Consider the following 15,320-nt stretch of genomic DNA (forward strand, 5'->3'; position numbering starts at 1 on the left):
GGAACCATGAGTACAGCGGCTGCAGTGGTGGTCTACGGCGCGACGGGTCACACCGGTCGCTTCATCGTCGCCGAACTGCAAAGGCGCGGCATCGCCACCATCGTCTCCGGGCGCAGCGCGGCCCCGTTGGCGGCGCTGGCCGCCGAGACCGGCGCCGGCGTCGAGGCGCGGCCCGCCGCCGTGGACGACCCGGCCGCGCTGGACCGGGCGCTCGCCGGAGCGGCGGCCGTCATCAACGCCGCCGGACCGTTCGCGGTGACGGCCGGTCCGGTCGTCGAGGCGGCCCTGCGCGCCGGGATCCCGTACCTGGACGTCGCCGCGGAGATCGAGGCGAACGCCTCGACGTTCGCCGACCACGCCGAGGCGGCCCGCAAGGCGGAGACCCTCGTCGTCCCGGCGATGGCGTTCTACGGCGGCCTCGGCGACCTCCTGGTGACGGCGGCCCTCGGGGACTGGACCGCCGCCGACGAGGTGCACGTCGCCTACGGGTTGAACGGCTGGCACCCCACTCCGGGCACCCGGGAGGCCGGCCGGGTCTCGCACGAGCGCCGCGCGGGCCGCCGGGTCCGGTTCACCGACGGCGGGCTGCAGTACCACGACGACAGGTCGCCGGAGCAGGACTGGGACTTCCCGGAACCGCTGGGCCGGCGCACGGTGCTCGCCGAGTTCAGCATGGCCGACATCGTCACCGTCCCCAGCCACGTGGACGTGCCCGAGGTCCGCACCTACATGACGCTCGAGGCCGCGCGGGACCTCGCCGCGGAGGACACCCCCGCGCCGGAGGCGGTCGACGACCTGGGCCGCTCCGACCAGACCTTCGTCGTCGACGTCCTGGTCCGCGCGGGCGGGGTCGAGCGCCGTGCCACGGCCCGCGGCCAGGACATCTACGCGATCACCGCTCCCCTGGTGGTGGAGGCCGCCCAGCAGGTCCTCGCCGGTAACACCCGCGCCACGGGCGTGGCCTCGGCCGGTACGGCGTTCCACGCGGCCGACTTCCTCCGGGCGCTGGCCCCGAACCTGTCGGTCGAGCTCCCGAACTGACCGCCCGCACGGGCGCCGACCACGGTGCCGCACCGGTCCCGGGCTGACACCGCGACCGCGGGCCGGGGGCCGCGCCGGGGTGCGCGCGGACGACCGGCCCGCGGGTACGGAAGAACGGGTACCGGCGTGGCGATGAGTTTTCCGGTCCCGGCCGGTCTACATCTCGAGGGGGCAACCACACACTCCGGGAGTACAGACATGGGACTCATCCACATCGAGATGTTCGCGACCCTCGACCTCGTCGCGCAGGCACCCGGCGGACCGGACGAGGACCCGGCGGGGTTCCCGTACGGCGGCTGGCAGGCACCCCTGCTGAGCGAGACCACCGGGGCGCAGATCATCGCCGCCTACCAGGGCACGGACGCCCTGCTGCTCGGCCGGCGCACCTACGACATCTTCGCCGCGTACTGGCCGCACCAGAAGGAGGGCGAGATCGCCGAGCTGTTCAACCGCGTCCCCAAGTACGTGGCCTCCCGCGGCACGCCGGACCTCCCCTGGGACGGGTCCACGCAGCTCGGCCCGGACCTGGCCGCCGCCGTCCGCGGGATCCGCGACCGGCACGAGAACGTGAAGGTCGTCGGAAGCCTCGACCTCGTCCAGACCCTGCTGCACGAGAGGCTCTTCGACCGCCTCGACCTGTGGGTGCACCCGATCGTCCTCGGCGTCGGCAAGAAGGTGTTCGACGGCGGCGCCGTCCCCACGAACCTCGCCCTCCTCGAACCGCCGGCGGCCGGTCCGGAGGGCACCGTCTACCTGCGCTACGCGCTCGCCGACGGCACCCCCGCGACGGGCGACATGAGCGCACCCGACCGCGGCCTCGGTCGCGACGGCGACGGTCGGTGACCTGCCGGCCACCGTCGCCGTCCGTGGAACCGTCCTGGGCATCGAGTCCTTCGGTGACCGCGGCGCACCCCTCGTCCTGCCCGCGGACGGCCCACCATGCTCTCGCCCTGCTCGGTCGACGCCGTCTCAGGAAGCCGCCGACGGGCCCGGCGTGCTGCGCAGGCCCGGCGGGCCCGGCGAGTCGGCGGGGGCGAACACCAGCGCCGTGTTGTGGCCGCCGAACCCGGCCGAGGTGCTGAGGGCGAGGCGCAGCCGCTGCCGCCGGGGCGCGCCGTGGACGAGGTCGATCCGGTCGGTGTCCTGGTCGGGCACCGCGAAGCCCGCGGTGGCGGGCACCGTCTGGTGCTGGACGGTGAGCACGGTCAGGGCGGCCTCGATGGCGCCGGCCGCGCCCATGGTGTGGCCCAGCACCCCCTTGGCGGAGGTGACGGACGGGGGGCGGCGGGCGAAGAGCCGGTCGATCAGGCCGGCCTCCGCACTGTCGTTGAGCCGGGTCCCGGTGCCGTGGGCGTTGACGTGGTCGACGTCGTCCGCAGCGGCGCCGGCTTCGGCCAGGGCCTGCCGGACGGCCGCCGCGAGGCCGCGGGCCCGCGGGTGCGGTGCCACCGGGTGGTAGGCGTCGGCCGCCGTTCCGACGCCCACCAGCAGGGCCCGGGTGGGCGCCCGCCGGCACAGCGCGTCGGCCTGGCGCTCCAGGACGGTGAAGGCGGCCCCCTCGCCGATGACGAAGCCGTCGCGGCCCGCGTCGAAGGGCCGCGAGGCGCAACCGGGGTCGGGCTGGCGGGAGAGCGCCCGCATCCGGGCGAACCCGGCGACGCAGACCGGCGTGATCATGGCGTCGGCGCCGCCCGCCAGGGCGATGTCGCAGGCCCCGGCGTGCAGGAGCAGGGCCGCGGTGTGGATGGCGCCGGCGCCCGAGGCGCAGGCCGTCGCGGTGTGCAGCACCGGTCCGGTGACGCCGAGTTCGATGGCGAGCTGGCCCGCCGCCATGTTCGGAAGGAAGGCGGGCAGGGCGAGCGCGGAGACGCCGGACGGGCCTCTCGTACCGAACCGTCGCGCCGCCTGCTCGTAGCTGCCCACGCCTCCGGCGGCCGATCCGAGGACGATGGCGACCCGGGCCCCGTCCCAGTCCTCGGGCCACAGTCCGGCGTCCGCGACGGCCTCGCGAGCCGCGACCAGCGCGAAGTGGGTGGCGCGGTCCAGCCGCCAGGACTGGCGGCCTCCGAGCAGCGCCCTGGCGTCGAACCGGGGGACCCGGCAGGAGATGCCGACCGGCAGTCCGGCGAGCGCAGGATCCGGCGCGGCCGTGGCGCGGGCGGCGAGGACGCCCTGCCAGGTCGGTCCGGCCCCGGGACCGGCCGGGGTGACCAGGCCGATCCCGGTGACGGCCAGGGGCGGGCGGGCTGCGCTCACTCCAGCGCTCCGGGCTGCCCGGTGGTCTCGGCGATCAGGGCGTGGACGCGGTCGACGAGCCGGCCCACCGTCACGTCGGCCGCGGAGTCGCCGTCGTCGTCGAGGCCGATGCCCCAGTGCTCCTGGAGGCTGACGACCAGTTCGACGCGGGCGAGCGAGTCGAGGTCCAGGTCGCCGAGCGCGGCGTCGTCGCCGACCGCGTCCGCCGGGACTTCGAACTGTCCGATGAGCAGGGCGACCAGGTGTTCGCGTACGGGGTTCACGGGGTGCCGACCTCCTTGTGGTCGAGGGTGTGCGGGCGGGGCTCCGGGGGTGCCGTGCGCACCGGGGCGTCGGGCCAGAGCAGGGTGGCGGAGGCCCAGGTGAGGCCGCCGCCGAAGGCGGTGAGCAGGGTCGGGGCACCCGGTGGGCGGACGCCCCGGGCGGCCGCGTCGGCCAGCGCGAGCGGGACGGAGGCGCCGGCCGTGTTGCCGACCTCGCGGATGTTCCCGAAGCGGTGCCGCGGCGGGATGCCGAGCCGGTCGGCGACGGCGTCCAGGATGCGCTGGTTGGCCTGGTGTCCGATGAAGGCCCGGACGTCCCCGGGCTGCCAGCCGGTCGCGCCCAGGACGGCTGTGGCGGAGGCGGCCATCCGGCGTACGGCGTGTGCGTAGACCGGTCGGCCGCGCATCCGGAAGTACTGTTCCTCGCGCCGCAGGCCGACGGTGGCGGGCAGTCGGGCCCCGCCTCCGGCGATGGCGATCAGGTCGCTCCCGGCGCCGTCGCTCCCCCAGTCGGTCTCCAGCAGGGCCCCGGGCTCGGCGGCGTCGCCGCGGCGGAGCAGCACGGCGGCGGCCGCGTCCCCGAACAGCGGTGCGGTGTCGCGGTCGAGCGGGTCGATGATCGCCGAGTACTTCTCCGCCGCGACCACCAGCGGGGCCTGGCAGGTGCCGCTGCGGAGCAGGGCGGCGGCGGTGGTCAGGGCGTAGAGGAAGCCGGAGCAGACGGCGGCGAGGTCGAAGGCGGGGACGGGCCCCAGGCCGAGCCGGTGCGCGACCTCGGGCGCGGTGGCCGGGCAGGGGCGGTCCGGCGTGGTGGTGGCCAGCAGGAGCAGGTCGGGGCGCGGTCCTGCGGGACCGGCGGAGTCGATCGCGGCGCGGGCGGCGGCGGTGGCCAGGTCCCCGGTGCCGACGTCGGGGCCGGCCAGCCGTCGGCGGTGGATGCCGGTGCGGCTGGTGATCCAGTCGGTGCTGGTGTCGAGGGCGCCGTGCTCGATGACCTGCTGGTTGGTCACCACCCGGGGTGGGAGGCTGGCGCCGATTCCGCCGATCACCGCCGCGGGCCGGTCGGCCGGGCGGCCGGGCGGGGTCGTCATGGCGCGAGGAACGGGGAGGGCGGCTTGGGGATCCCCGCCAGGCCGCCGTCGGGCACCGACAGGCCCCCGTCCAGTGCGACGGCCTGCCCGGTGAGGAAGGCGGCGGCGGGCGAGGCCAGGAAGAGCGCCGCCGCGGCGACCTCCTCCGGTTCGGCCCAGCGGCCCATCGGCACGTGGGCGAGCAGCCAGTCGCTGAGGGCGGCGTCGGTGTGGACGGACGCCGTCATGTCGGTGCGGACCCAGCCCGGGCACAGGGCGTTGACCCGGATGCCCGTGCGGGCCCACCCGACGGCGAGGCTGCGGGCGAGCGACACCTGGGCGGCCTTGGTGGCGGCGTACACCTCCATCAGCGGCGTCCCGACCAGTCCGGCCACGGAGGACATCAGCACCAGGCTGGCGCCGTCGGAGCGGGCCAGATGGGGGTGGGCGTGCCGGCAGACGGCCGCGGTGGCGTTGAGGTTGACGGCGACCACCTGCTCCCAGACGGGCTGCGGGAGGTACTGCAGCGGCGCGAAGAGCGCGCTGCCGTCGGGCTCGGCGGGCAGGATCCCGGCGTTGTGGACGAGGATGTCGAGTCCTCCCAGGGCCTCGGCGGCGTGGTCGACGAGCACCGCCTGCCCGGGGTCGGCGAGGTCGCCCGGTACGAGCGCGGGGCGTTCGGTGTACTCGGCGACCAGGTCGGCGGTGTGCTTGAGCCCGGCGGCGGTGCGGGCGGACAGGGCGAGCCGCGCTCCGGCCTGGGCGAGGGCGACGGCGACGGCCTGGCCGATGCCGCGGGAGGCGCCGGTCACCAGCGCACGCCGGCCGTCGAGCCGGAAGTGGTCAAGGACGGTCATCAGGGGGCTCCTCTGGTTCTGACGCCGCCTCGGAGCGGTGTCCGGGCGGTCAGGGCGGGGCGGTCAGGGCGGGACGGTCAGGGCGGGACGGTCAGGGCGGGACGGGGCTGATGTCAGGGCGCGCTGGGGGCGACGGCCGCGGCGTGCAGCGCGGGGGCGCCGGTCCAGGTGAGCAGGGCGGTGCCCCAGGTGAGGCCGGCGCCGAGTACGCAGACCAGCAGCCGGGCGCGGTCCGGCAGCAGGCCACCGGCCGCGGCGTCGGCCAGCGCGAACGGGGCGGACGCCGCGCCGATGTTGCCCGTCCGGTCCCCGGTGATGTGGAGGCGCTCGGGCGGGATGCCGATTCCGGCCGCGACGGTGCGCAGCAGCAGCGGGTTGGGCTGGTGGGTGATGAAGGCGTCGATGTCCTTGAGGTCGAGCCCGTGTTCGGTGAGGGTCTCCTCGACCATGCGCGGGAAGACCTCGGTGATGAAGTCGCGGACCGCCCGGCCGTCCATGTGGATGTGGTGCAGGCCGTTCGCCAGGCTGCGGGCGCTCGCGGGTGTCCGGCTCCCGCCGCCGGGGATGAGCACATGGTGCGCTCCGCGGCCGTCCGAGCCGAGGCGGAAGCCCCGGAAGCCCCCGTCCCCGGGGACGGGGCCCAGGACGGCGGCGGCGGCGCCGTCCGCGAAGAGCACGGCGGTGCCCCGGTGGGCGGGGTCGACGAACTTCGAGTAGGCCTCGACGCCGACGACCGCCGCGTACCGGCTGCCGGGGGTCGTCGAGAGCCAGTCGTGGGCGACCTTGGCCGCGAACAGCCAGCCCGAGCAGGCCGCGCTGACGTCCAGGGCGACGGCGTTCGCGGCACCGGTCAGTGCCTGGACCCGGCAGGCGGTGGCCGGTCCGAGCTCGTCGGGTGTCGAGGTGGCGGCGATGACGACGTCGAGCCGGTCCGGCGGGATGCCCGCGGCCTCGCACGCGGCCAGCACGGCCGCCGCCGCGAGATCGGAGGCGGCCTCGCCGCTCGCGGCGACGTGCCGCTCGACCACTCCGGTGCGTTCGACGATCCACTCGGCCGAGACGCCCGCGAGCCGGCCGACCTCTACGTTGCCGCGCACCTCCTCGGGCAGGTACGTACCCATCCCCAGAACGCCGATCGCGGGGGGTGTCCGCTGGTTCACGATGTGCTCCCTGTCGGGTCTCGGGGGGTGGAACGGGTGCCGTGGGCGGCGAGCAGTGCGGTGGCGTAGTCGGGCCGGTCGAGCGCGGAGGGGGCGAGGGCGGCGCCGGGGTCGAGGGCGTCCACGACGTCCGGGAGGGCCGGTCGCAGCCGGTCGCACAGGACGTCCATGGCGGCCGGGAGGGCGCGCACCGCGGCGGGTGTGAGCACTCCGGTCGCCAGCAGCGGCCCGGCCAGCCGTCGGGCCTGGCGGAGTCCCGCGAGCGCCGCGAGGTCGTCGGCCAGCGGAACGCCCCACCCCGGGCCGTTCGCGGCGGCGTCGGCCGCGAGCCGGCAGGCCTGGACCGCTCCCAGCTCCAGGGCGTCCGCGAGCAGCGGATTCCAGAGGTCCAGCGCGCGGCGCCCCTCCGCGGCGCCGGCCGTGTGCGCCGCCGCGAGCTCGTCGGCGAGCCGGTCCTGCAGGGCGGAGACGGCCTCCGGCCACCACGCCGCGCCGGTCGGGTCGGGCAGGGCGCCGCGCGGGCCCGTCGTCGGCCGGCCCTGGCGGGTCCGCTCCTCGACGAGGGCGCGCCCGGCGTCGAGCAGGATGAGGGTGTTGTCGCCGCCCGCGTTGTCGAAGGCGCGGGCGAACCCGAGGTAGCCGGGGAGCCGGTTGCCGTCGAGGAGGCCGGACACGCCGCAGCGGTGCTGCAGGCCGTCGATCAGTTCCGCGGCCGTGCGCGTGCTGTGCGCCTTGTGGAGGGCGAGCGCCCGGTCGACCCCGGCCCACGGGGAGAAGGTCATCGCGGTGTCCGGCGGTGCGGCCGTTTCCGTAGGCGGCCCGGGGGCTCTTCCGGGCGTGCGCAGGGCCGCCCATCCGGACAGGGCCGCCCGTGCGGTGCAGCGCAGCGAGTAGGCCTCGGCCAGTGCGCCGATGACGGCGTGCTGCTGGGGGCGGTACTCCAGGACGGGCCGTCCGGGGGCCAGTCGGCCGTGGGTGCGGCGGTCGGCGCTGAACCGCCAGGCCATGGCCGCGCTGCGGCCCGCCAGGCCCGCCATCGCCGAGGGGAGGGTGGCCCACAGCCCCTGACCGCAGCTCAGGGTCCGCTGCAGTCGGGCGTCGGGGCCGGGCTGCGGGTCGTGCAGCAGGCCGGCGGCGTCGATCGTGGACCGGTCCGCGAGCCAGCGGTCGTAGGGCACCCGTGCACCGTGGAAGCGGACGAGGCCGTAGGGCAGGGGGAGGGCGTCCACCGCGATCGGGTCCGAGATCGAGACGCCCGGTGCGGGGCGGCCCTCGGCACCGGTGATGTCGACGAGGAAGGAGAACACCCCGCCGTCCCGGCCGTCCGTCAGCAGCCTGGCGCAGACCACCGCCTGCTGGGGCAGTCCCTCGGCGGCCACCGAGGAGAACTTCGCGGCCCGGTCGTCCGGGGTGTGCAGCGCGAACTCGCGGCGCGCCGGGTCGAACCGCGCCTCGGTCCGGATGCCGAGGTGGCTGCCGGCCTCGCCGATCTCGGTGACCATGAAGGAGCCCTTGGTCCGGGCGTGCGCCAGGGCACCGTCCGGGTCGGCGTTCCGGCCGCCCAGCAGGACCAGCGACCCCACGCACAGCGTGTAGTGGGAGAGCAGGGTCTGGTAGAGCGGCGGATCGGCGAGGACCGTCGCCTCGCCGAGGGCGGCCAGGAGTTCGGCGTCGGCGACCACCTCGGCGGCGGGGGGAAGCAGCGCCGCCAGCCGGGTCAGCCGTTCGTGGGCGCGGGTGTCCGTCCGCAAGGCGGCCGGGTCGCCGCGTGTTCCGTCCTCCGCCAGGAGCTTCCCGAGCTCGCCGCCCCGTCCCGGTGGGAGGAGTGCCGTCAGGCGCGCCAGCACGTCCGCGGCGCCGGGGCGGCGGTGGTCCTGTTGTGCGGTGTTCACGATTCCCTCTCTGCTGCGGTCGTGCGGTGGGTGTCGGCCGCGGTCCGCCAGGGCCGGGCGCGCCGGGTGCGGGGGTCCCCTTGTCCGGGCGGGTCCGTCGGCGACCGTCCGGGCGGGTCGGTCGGCGACCAGGGCCACGGGGGCGGGAGCGGGGGTGGGAGCGGGCCCGGCTCGCGGACGGGCCACTCGCCGTCGAACACCGGCGCCAGGGCTTCGACGTCCGGCGTGAGGAGCCGCACGCTGTTGGTGAGCGTCCGGCCGGTTCCCGCCTCGATCACCTGCGAGGCGCCGGCCAGCGCAGGCCCGAGCACCGCGGGCAGGGCGAAGGCGCGGACCAGACAGGCGGACAGCGCGCGCGGCAGATCCGTGTCCTGCCGGTAGGACCGCCCGGCGACCGCCGAGTAGACCGGCCGCCGCGGTGGCTCAAGGCGCAGCCCCCGGGCGTAGTGCGCGAACGCGCCCGCCTCGCGGGCGAGGGCCGGGTGGTGGCTCATGAACGGCAGCCGCAGGCGCTGGGCGGCGACGCCCTGCCGCCCGGCCGAGGACTCCACTGCGGCGAGGCCGGCCGGGCTGCCCGATACCACCGTCTCCTCGCCGTGGTTGACACAGGCCACCACGACCGAGCCCGCTGCCGGTCCGGCCTCGGCCAGCAGTCTGCGGGCCCGGTGCTCCGCCGCGCCCAGCAGCGTCATGCCTCCTCCCGCGGCCGTCATCAACTGCCCGAGGCGGCAGGCCAGTCGGGCTCCATCGGGGATCGAACAGGAGCCCGCCGCGGTGAGTGCGGGGATCTCGCCGAAGCTGACCGCGAGGATGCGGTCCGCCGGGAGCCCGTCGGCCTCAAGCGCGCGGTGTACCGCCACCGACACGCCGAACAGGGCGAGTTGGACGGTGCCGGGCGCCTCGCCGGCCAGCGCGCCCGTGCTGAGCGCCGACCCGCGTGTACTTGGCGCCGACCCGGCGGCACCGGGTGTCAGGCCTCCCGTCAACCGCGGGCCGATCGGCGTCACCCCGAACTCGGCGGCGACCGTGTCGGCCTCGCCGAACACCTGGGTGACCGCTCGTGCCAGCGACCGGACGCGGGGAAGGGCCCGCAGCAGCGGGGTCAGGCTGAAGTCCCCCTGGCCGGGGAACATGTGGACCACCCCACCGGTGGTTGTGGGGCCGTTCGGGCCGGGGTTCACGGGCGCCGCCTCCACCTCGGGGCGCTCCGGGAGGGAACCGCCGATACCACCGATGGTGGCGCCGATCACCGACCGCGCCGAGTGGCGCCGCGCCCCTGGCCTGTCAATACTTATGAACCGTCAATTATCTTTTCACCCGCAAAACTTGACGGCAGGTGGCTACCATGGGGCGGTGAAATGCAGGGGCCCGCCTTTGGCGCGGGATCCCCGCGCCCCGGCTTGAACGACCTCCCGGGGGGAGCCATGACCGGCCGCCGCATACCCAACACCCGCCTTCGGGAACTCGTCGCCGAATCCCGTTGGACCGGCGAGGAGTTGGCCCGAGCCGTCAACCAGATCGCCGCCGAGGCCGGGATGAGCCTGGCCTACCGGAGGGCCTCCGTCCACCAGTGGATCACCGGCGCCGAACCCCGCAGGCCTGCCGCGCACTTCGTCTGTGCCGCGCTGGCCCGGCGCCTCGGCCGCGCCGTCACCCTGACCGACGCGGGATTCGCCGACCCGCAGGCCGACGGTTCGGCGAGGGCCTCCGACCGGGACGCGCTCCGCAGCCTCGCCGCGGCGGCGACCGTTCCGGGCCGGCACGGCGAGCTGCTCGCCTACCGGCCGCTGTCGGCCGAGGAGTACGTCACGACCCTCATCCGGCCGTCCACCGGCGGGCCGACGGGCGGCCCCGGCCGGCACCGCGGGCAGGGCGGCCCGGCGGACGCCGAACCCGACGTGCTCAGGCAGCTGCTGACCGTCTTCGCCACCGTCGACCGCACCCAGGGCGGGGGCCAGGCCCGCACCGCGCTCGCCGCCCTGCTCGCCACCACGGTGGCGCCCATGCTCAGCCGACCCTACGGGCCCGTCCGGCACGCACGGTTGCTCGGCGACACGGCCCGGCTCTGCTACCTGTGCGCGTTCATGCACGTCGACGACGAACTCAACGGCCTGGCCGGCTGGTACTACCGGATCGGCCTCGCGCTCGCCCACCGCGCGGGCGACACCGCCGCCGAGGCGATGGTCCTCCGGGCGATGAGCGCCCAGGCCTACGAACTCGGCCGCCCCCGGCAGAGCCTGCGACTCGCCCGCGCCGCCGCCGACCGTCCCATCGGCGCCGCCCCGCCGCGGCTGCGCGCCGCGGTGCTGGGCCAACTCGCCCTCGCCGAGGCCGCGGTGGGCGACGGGCCGGCGGCGCTCCGCCACCTCGACGACGCCCGCGACCTCCTCCCGCTCATCGTCGGCCCCCCGCCGCCGGTCGGCGACTACCACCACGCGTCCTGGGACCACCAGCGCGCCCTCGTGCGGGCCGAACTCGGCGACCTCCCCGGGGCGATCAGGTCCCTGGAGACGTCCGCCGCCCGACGCCCCCGAGCCGAGGCCCGCTCCCGCGCCTTCATCCTCAGCCGCCTGGCCGAAACGCAGGTGGCCGCCGGCCACATCGAAGCCGCGTGCGCCGCCTGGCACGAGTTCCTCGACGTCTACCCCCTGCTGTCCTCCCGCCGAGCCCACGCGGCCCGCGCCCGGCTACCCCGCCTCCTCCTCCCCCACCGCCGACGCCCATCCGTCGACCACCTCATCCAACGCGCCACCACCCTCCGCCCCCGCTAGGGTGCGCCCGGCCTTGGCCCCTCAATGTCCCGGGCCGTAAAGAGACTTGACGACCAAAGCAAATGCCGGCCGCCCCCGCCCGACCAAGCCGCACCCCCTAGGATTGGTCCAGACCTATTGACGCGCCCCGCCGCCCCTTCTACGATCCGGTCCGGCACAGCCCCACATGTCCCCACCTCACCCAGAGCCGGGCGTCACGCCCCCACGCGCCGGTCATCTCCCTGGCGCCCGGCGGGAAAGGGAGCACAGCATGTTCCGTCGAAGGTCGCGCAATCCACGCCCGCCGGGCGGTCTCCGCCCCGGTTCGGGCCCCGACCGTCTGGAAGGCGTCCAGGCCGGGAGCGAGCCGCTCCGGACCCCTCGCCCGCAGCGTGCGTCCGTGGAACGCGCATCGCAGGTGAACCGGACCAGCCGCGCCACGCACCGGCCGACCGTCCTGAAGAGCTCCATCGCCGGGGTGAGCGCCGCCGCCGTCATCGGCGCCGGGCTCGTCGTGGCCGGCTCCGTCACCGCCGGGGCCGCCACCACCAACCTGGTGGCCAACGCCGGATTCGAGAACGGGCTCTCCGACTGGACCTGCTCCGGCGGCTCCGGCACGGCCGTCACCAGCCCGGTCCACTCCGGCACCTCCGCGCTCAAGGCCACGCCCACCGGCCTGGACAACGCCCAGTGCAGCCAGACCATCAGCGTTCAGCCCAACTCCCAGTACACGCTGAGCGCCTACGTCCAGGGCAGCTACATCTACCTGGGCGCCACCGGCACCGGCATCACCAGCGCCCCGTCCACCTGGACGCCGAGCAGCTCGTCCTACAGCCAGCTCAGCGTCGGCTTCACCACCGGGGCGAACACCACCTCGGTGACCGTCTACCTGCACGGCTGGTACGGGCAGCCCGCGTACTACGCGGACGACGTGTCACTGGTCGGCCCCGGCGGCAGCAGCCCCACGCCGAGCACCACCCCGCCGACCACGACGCCCCCCACGACCACCGCACCGCCGACCACCACGCCACCCACCACCACGGCGCCGCCGACGACCACGCCTCCCACCACCACGGCGCCGCCGACGACCACCCCGCCGGGCGACACCTGCCCCACGAAGCCCAAGCCGTCGGGCAAGGTCCTGCAGGGCTACTGGGAGAACTGGGACGGCGCCGCGAACGGCGTCCACCCCGGCATGGGCTGGGTCCCCATCACTGACAGCCGGATCGCCGCGCACGGCTACAACGTCATCAACGCCGCCTTCCCGGTGATCCTCTCGGACGGCACCGTCCAGTGGCAGGACGGCATGGACGCCGGCGTCAAGGTCTCGACCCCCGCCGAGATGTGCCAGGCCAAGGCCGCCGGGGCGACGCTCCTGATGTCGATCGGCGGCGCCGCCGCGGGCATCGACCTGAGCTCCAGCACCGTCGCCGACCGGTTCGTGGCGACCGTCGTGCCGATCCTCAAGAAGTACAACTTCGACGGAATCGACATCGACATCGAGACCGGACTGTCCGGAAGCGGCAACATCAACACGCTGTCCGCCTCCCAGTCCAACCTGATCCGCATCATCGACGGCGTGCTGGCCCAGATGCCCGCGGGCTTCGGCCTGACGATGGCCCCCGAGACGGCGTACGTCACCGGCGGTAGCGTCACCTACGGGTCGATCTGGGGCTCCTACCTCCCGATCATCAAGAAGTACGCCGACAACGGGCGCCTGTGGTGGCTGAACATGCAGTACTACAACGGCAGCATGTACGGCTGCTCCGGCGACTCCTACCAGGCCGGCACCGTCCAGGGCTTCACCGCGCAGACCACCTGCCTGAACAACGGCCTGGTCATCCAGGGCACCACGATCAAGGTGCCGTACGACAAGCAGGTGCCCGGACTGCCGGCCCAACCCGGTGCGGGCGGTGGCTACATGGCGCCGAGCCTGGTCAGCCAGTCGTGGAACGCCTTCGGTGGTCAACTGAAGGGGCTCATGACCTGGTCGATCAACTGGGACGGCTCGAAGGGCTGGACCTTCGGCGACAACGCCAAGTCCCTCCAGGGCCGTTGACATCCCGTTGACGCCTCGCTGAGACCCGGCTGGGTCCGCGCCCCGGTGCACCGTCCTTCGTGGCACCGGGGCGCGGCCTCAACGAGGGGCCGTCGGCGTGTTCTCGTGGATGCCGGTGCCGACGTCCGTCCGCACCCGGTGGTTGACGACGCTCAGCGGCCCCAACCCCGCGAGCACCTCCAGGAGGTCGGCAACCGTCACGGCGGCCGGAACACCCTCGGCCACCGGACCGCCACCGGCCACCGCAGCGCCCTCGGCGGCCGACCCGCCGTCGGTGGCCAGCACCCCGACCGTCGCGGCCGAGGCGATCTCCTCCGGCAGGAGGTCGCCTAGCGTCCTGATCCTGCGCACGGACCCACGGCCGGGCGGCGGGAGGAGGGCGGGCTCGCCGTCGCCGGTCAGCAGCGTCAGATCGCTCGCCTCGGCGACCGCCCGCTCGGCCCACCGCGCGTCGGAGGCCACATAGCACCACTGGTCGGGGTGCTGACCGCGCAACGACGGGTACCGGAGCCGGAGTTCGCGCAGCAGCCCGCCGACCTCGTCGACGACCGCGCACGGACTGACCACGAACGACAACCGCGTCTCGTCCCGGATCGCAAGCCCCTCCAGCGCGGCCAAGGCCTCCGACACCTCCGATGCTCCCACCCCGGCGACCTCGACCACCGGCCCGGACGGCAAGGCGCCCGGTCCGGCCCGCTCAGGACGCCGACGCTCCTCCCGGCCGCCGAGGACGAGCACCGTGTCGCCCCGGTCCAGATAGGCCCGGACCAGCGCACCTGCCGCAGCCGCCTTCTCGCAGCCGTCCTCCGCCCGGGGCCACCGGACCGACCCCGTGCTCCGGGGATCGGGCAGCAGCGGAGTGCCGTGCCGACCGTGTCGGCAGGGCCGGGGGCCGGGGGCCACCAGCACACGGCGGGTCCGGAGCGCCCGCGACCAGTGCCGGACGACCTCCTCGGCCAGGGCCGCCCTCCGGGCTCCGCCCGCCACCGCAAGGCCCGCGACCCGGCCGCCGGGATCGAGGTAGGTCGTCGCGGCCAGCACCCCGGACCGCGCGGCCCCGGCCGCCCGGTCCGATCGCCCGAGCGCCCGAGCGCCCGCGGGGGCACGGCGCGAACCGGTGCGGCATACCCCTGCCCGGCCAACCACGCCGCGATCAGGGGGGCTGCAGGACAGCGCACCTCCCCGCGGGCGGGGTGGGTGAAGCGGCTCACGACGAAGACCTCCTCGTCGCCGATGTCACCAATGCCACCAATACCACCGATGCCACCGATGCCACCGATGCCACCGATCGCCGGCAGGATGAACGCTTCCGACAGCCGCGTCCTGTTCACGTGTTCGCACCTTCCGAAACCTGCTTCCGGCATACGCCTGCTGCACATACTGGTTCGCCGAAGGGCATTCGCCACATTCCCTGACGGGGCGTCACAATCGCTGTAGGCACGCGAAGTAGAGGAATTCCGAACTGGGGAACGAGGCACTCCGGCCGGCGGCGGCCATCGGCCCGCAGCGGTCACCCCCTCCCGGCGCCACCCCTGCGACCGCCGCGACCGCCGAGCGCCCCGCCGACCCCGGAAATCCGGGGCCCGGACGGTTCGAGCACCCGCCGTGCCCACCGACCCCGGGGCCCGGCCCCCGGGCGGGCGGCCGAACAGCTCCCGAACGGCGAAAGACCCCACCAGGTTCACCCGTCCGACCCAAACCCGGTTCCGGCCAAGGTGCCTGCAGAACCCACATCGAGATGATCTTTCCGTCACGGCCACCGTCACCACCGGCGGCCGCGAGTACCGCGTCCGGGCCGCGTACCTGGTCGGCTGCGACGGCGGCCGCAGCACCGTCCGCAAGCAGGCCGGCATCGACTTCCCCGGTACCGCGGCGACCCGCTTCTCCCTGCTCGGCGACGTCGAGCCCGCCGACCCCGAGGCATTGCCGTTCGGCGCGACCACCGGCCCCGACGGGACCGTGTTCGTCACAA

The 15,320-nt window shown here is 75.3% G+C and carries 12 protein-coding genes and 3 pseudogenes; 7 read left to right on the plus strand and 8 right to left on the minus strand.

Annotated features, from left to right (window positions below):
- Positions 1-6 precede the first annotated feature (6 nt).
- Together ACGFZP_RS36230 and ACGFZP_RS36235 are read left to right on the plus strand one after the other, a co-directional pair.
- Entirely contained in the window at positions 7-1,041 is a 1,035-nt protein-coding gene (locus ACGFZP_RS36230; RefSeq protein ID WP_392941076.1) for a saccharopine dehydrogenase NADP-binding domain-containing protein, read from the plus strand.
- A gap of 198 nt (positions 1,042-1,239) precedes the next feature.
- Entirely contained in the window at positions 1,240-1,884 is a 645-nt protein-coding gene (locus tag ACGFZP_RS36235; RefSeq protein WP_392941078.1) for a dihydrofolate reductase family protein, read from the plus strand.
- Between the two features lie 126 nt (positions 1,885-2,010).
- Here the strand turns inward: ACGFZP_RS36235 and ACGFZP_RS36240 are convergent, their stop codons facing one another.
- From ACGFZP_RS36240 to ACGFZP_RS36270, 7 genes are all read right to left on the minus strand, one after another.
- Positions 2,011-3,297 carry a beta-ketoacyl-[acyl-carrier-protein] synthase family protein gene (locus ACGFZP_RS36240; RefSeq protein ID WP_392941079.1) on the minus strand — a complete coding sequence of 429 codons (1,287 nt, stop codon included), beginning with the start codon at positions 3,295-3,297 and terminating at the stop codon, positions 2,011-2,013.
- Entirely contained in the window at positions 3,294-3,560 is a 267-nt protein-coding gene (locus tag ACGFZP_RS36245) for an acyl carrier protein (protein WP_392941081.1), read from the minus strand. The genes ACGFZP_RS36240 and ACGFZP_RS36245 overlap by 4 nt, the downstream gene beginning before the upstream one ends.
- Complete coding sequence (locus ACGFZP_RS36250) at positions 3,557-4,651, minus strand: beta-ketoacyl-ACP synthase III (protein WP_392941083.1); 1,095 nt, start codon at positions 4,649-4,651, stop codon at positions 3,557-3,559. Before ACGFZP_RS36250 ends, ACGFZP_RS36245 begins: the two co-directional genes overlap by 4 nt.
- Positions 4,648-5,487, minus strand: a complete 840-nt coding sequence (locus ACGFZP_RS36255; RefSeq protein ID WP_392941085.1) for an SDR family NAD(P)-dependent oxidoreductase — start codon at positions 5,485-5,487, stop codon at positions 4,648-4,650. Before ACGFZP_RS36255 ends, ACGFZP_RS36250 begins: the two co-directional genes overlap by 4 nt.
- A gap of 113 nt (positions 5,488-5,600) precedes the next feature.
- Positions 5,601-6,647: a 3-oxoacyl-ACP synthase III family protein gene (locus ACGFZP_RS36260; RefSeq protein WP_392941087.1), complete on the minus strand. Its 1,047-nt coding sequence runs from the start codon at positions 6,645-6,647 to the stop codon at positions 5,601-5,603.
- The gene (locus ACGFZP_RS36265) at positions 6,644-8,539 is read right to left on the minus strand and encodes a hypothetical protein (protein WP_392941089.1); all 1,896 of its coding nucleotides are present in this window, start codon (positions 8,537-8,539) and stop codon (positions 6,644-6,646) included. The genes ACGFZP_RS36260 and ACGFZP_RS36265 overlap by 4 nt, the downstream gene beginning before the upstream one ends.
- Positions 8,536-9,672 carry an ACP S-malonyltransferase gene (locus tag ACGFZP_RS36270; RefSeq protein ID WP_392941091.1) on the minus strand — a complete coding sequence of 379 codons (1,137 nt, stop codon included), beginning with the start codon at positions 9,670-9,672 and terminating at the stop codon, positions 8,536-8,538. The genes ACGFZP_RS36265 and ACGFZP_RS36270 overlap by 4 nt, the downstream gene beginning before the upstream one ends.
- A gap of 291 nt (positions 9,673-9,963) precedes the next feature.
- Between ACGFZP_RS36270 and ACGFZP_RS36275 the strand changes: the two genes are divergently transcribed.
- The 3 genes and pseudogenes from ACGFZP_RS36275 to ACGFZP_RS36285 form a co-directional block, all read left to right on the plus strand.
- Positions 9,964-11,310, plus strand: coding sequence for a hypothetical protein (locus ACGFZP_RS36275; RefSeq protein ID WP_392941093.1), 1,347 nt, complete (start codon positions 9,964-9,966; stop codon positions 11,308-11,310).
- 250 nt (positions 11,311-11,560) lie between these two features.
- Positions 11,561-12,178, plus strand: a pseudogene (locus ACGFZP_RS36280) (carbohydrate binding domain-containing protein); the annotation flags it as partial.
- A gap of 210 nt (positions 12,179-12,388) precedes the next feature.
- A pseudogene (locus ACGFZP_RS36285) lies at positions 12,389-13,348 on the plus strand (chitinase); the annotation flags it as partial.
- Positions 13,349-13,426: 78 nt separating this feature from the next.
- On the opposite strand, the gene ACGFZP_RS36290 reads toward ACGFZP_RS36285, so the two are convergent.
- Positions 13,427-14,389 (minus strand): hypothetical protein, encoded by a 963-nt coding sequence (locus ACGFZP_RS36290; RefSeq protein WP_392941095.1) that lies wholly within the window; start codon positions 14,387-14,389, stop codon positions 13,427-13,429.
- Between the two features lie 152 nt (positions 14,390-14,541).
- Here ACGFZP_RS36290 and ACGFZP_RS36295 point away from each other — a divergent pair, with 152 nt between their 5' ends.
- Together ACGFZP_RS36295 and ACGFZP_RS36300 are read left to right on the plus strand one after the other, a co-directional pair.
- Positions 14,542-14,763: a hypothetical protein gene (locus tag ACGFZP_RS36295; protein ID WP_392941096.1), complete on the plus strand. Its 222-nt coding sequence runs from the start codon at positions 14,542-14,544 to the stop codon at positions 14,761-14,763.
- Between the two features lie 190 nt (positions 14,764-14,953).
- Positions 14,954-15,241 (plus strand): annotated as a pseudogene (locus ACGFZP_RS36300) (FAD-dependent monooxygenase); the annotation flags it as partial.
- Positions 15,242-15,320 lie beyond the last annotated feature (79 nt).

This window comes from Kitasatospora sp. NPDC048239, assembly GCF_043202015.1.
Classification (GTDB): Bacteria; Actinomycetota; Actinomycetes; order Streptomycetales; family Streptomycetaceae; genus Kitasatospora.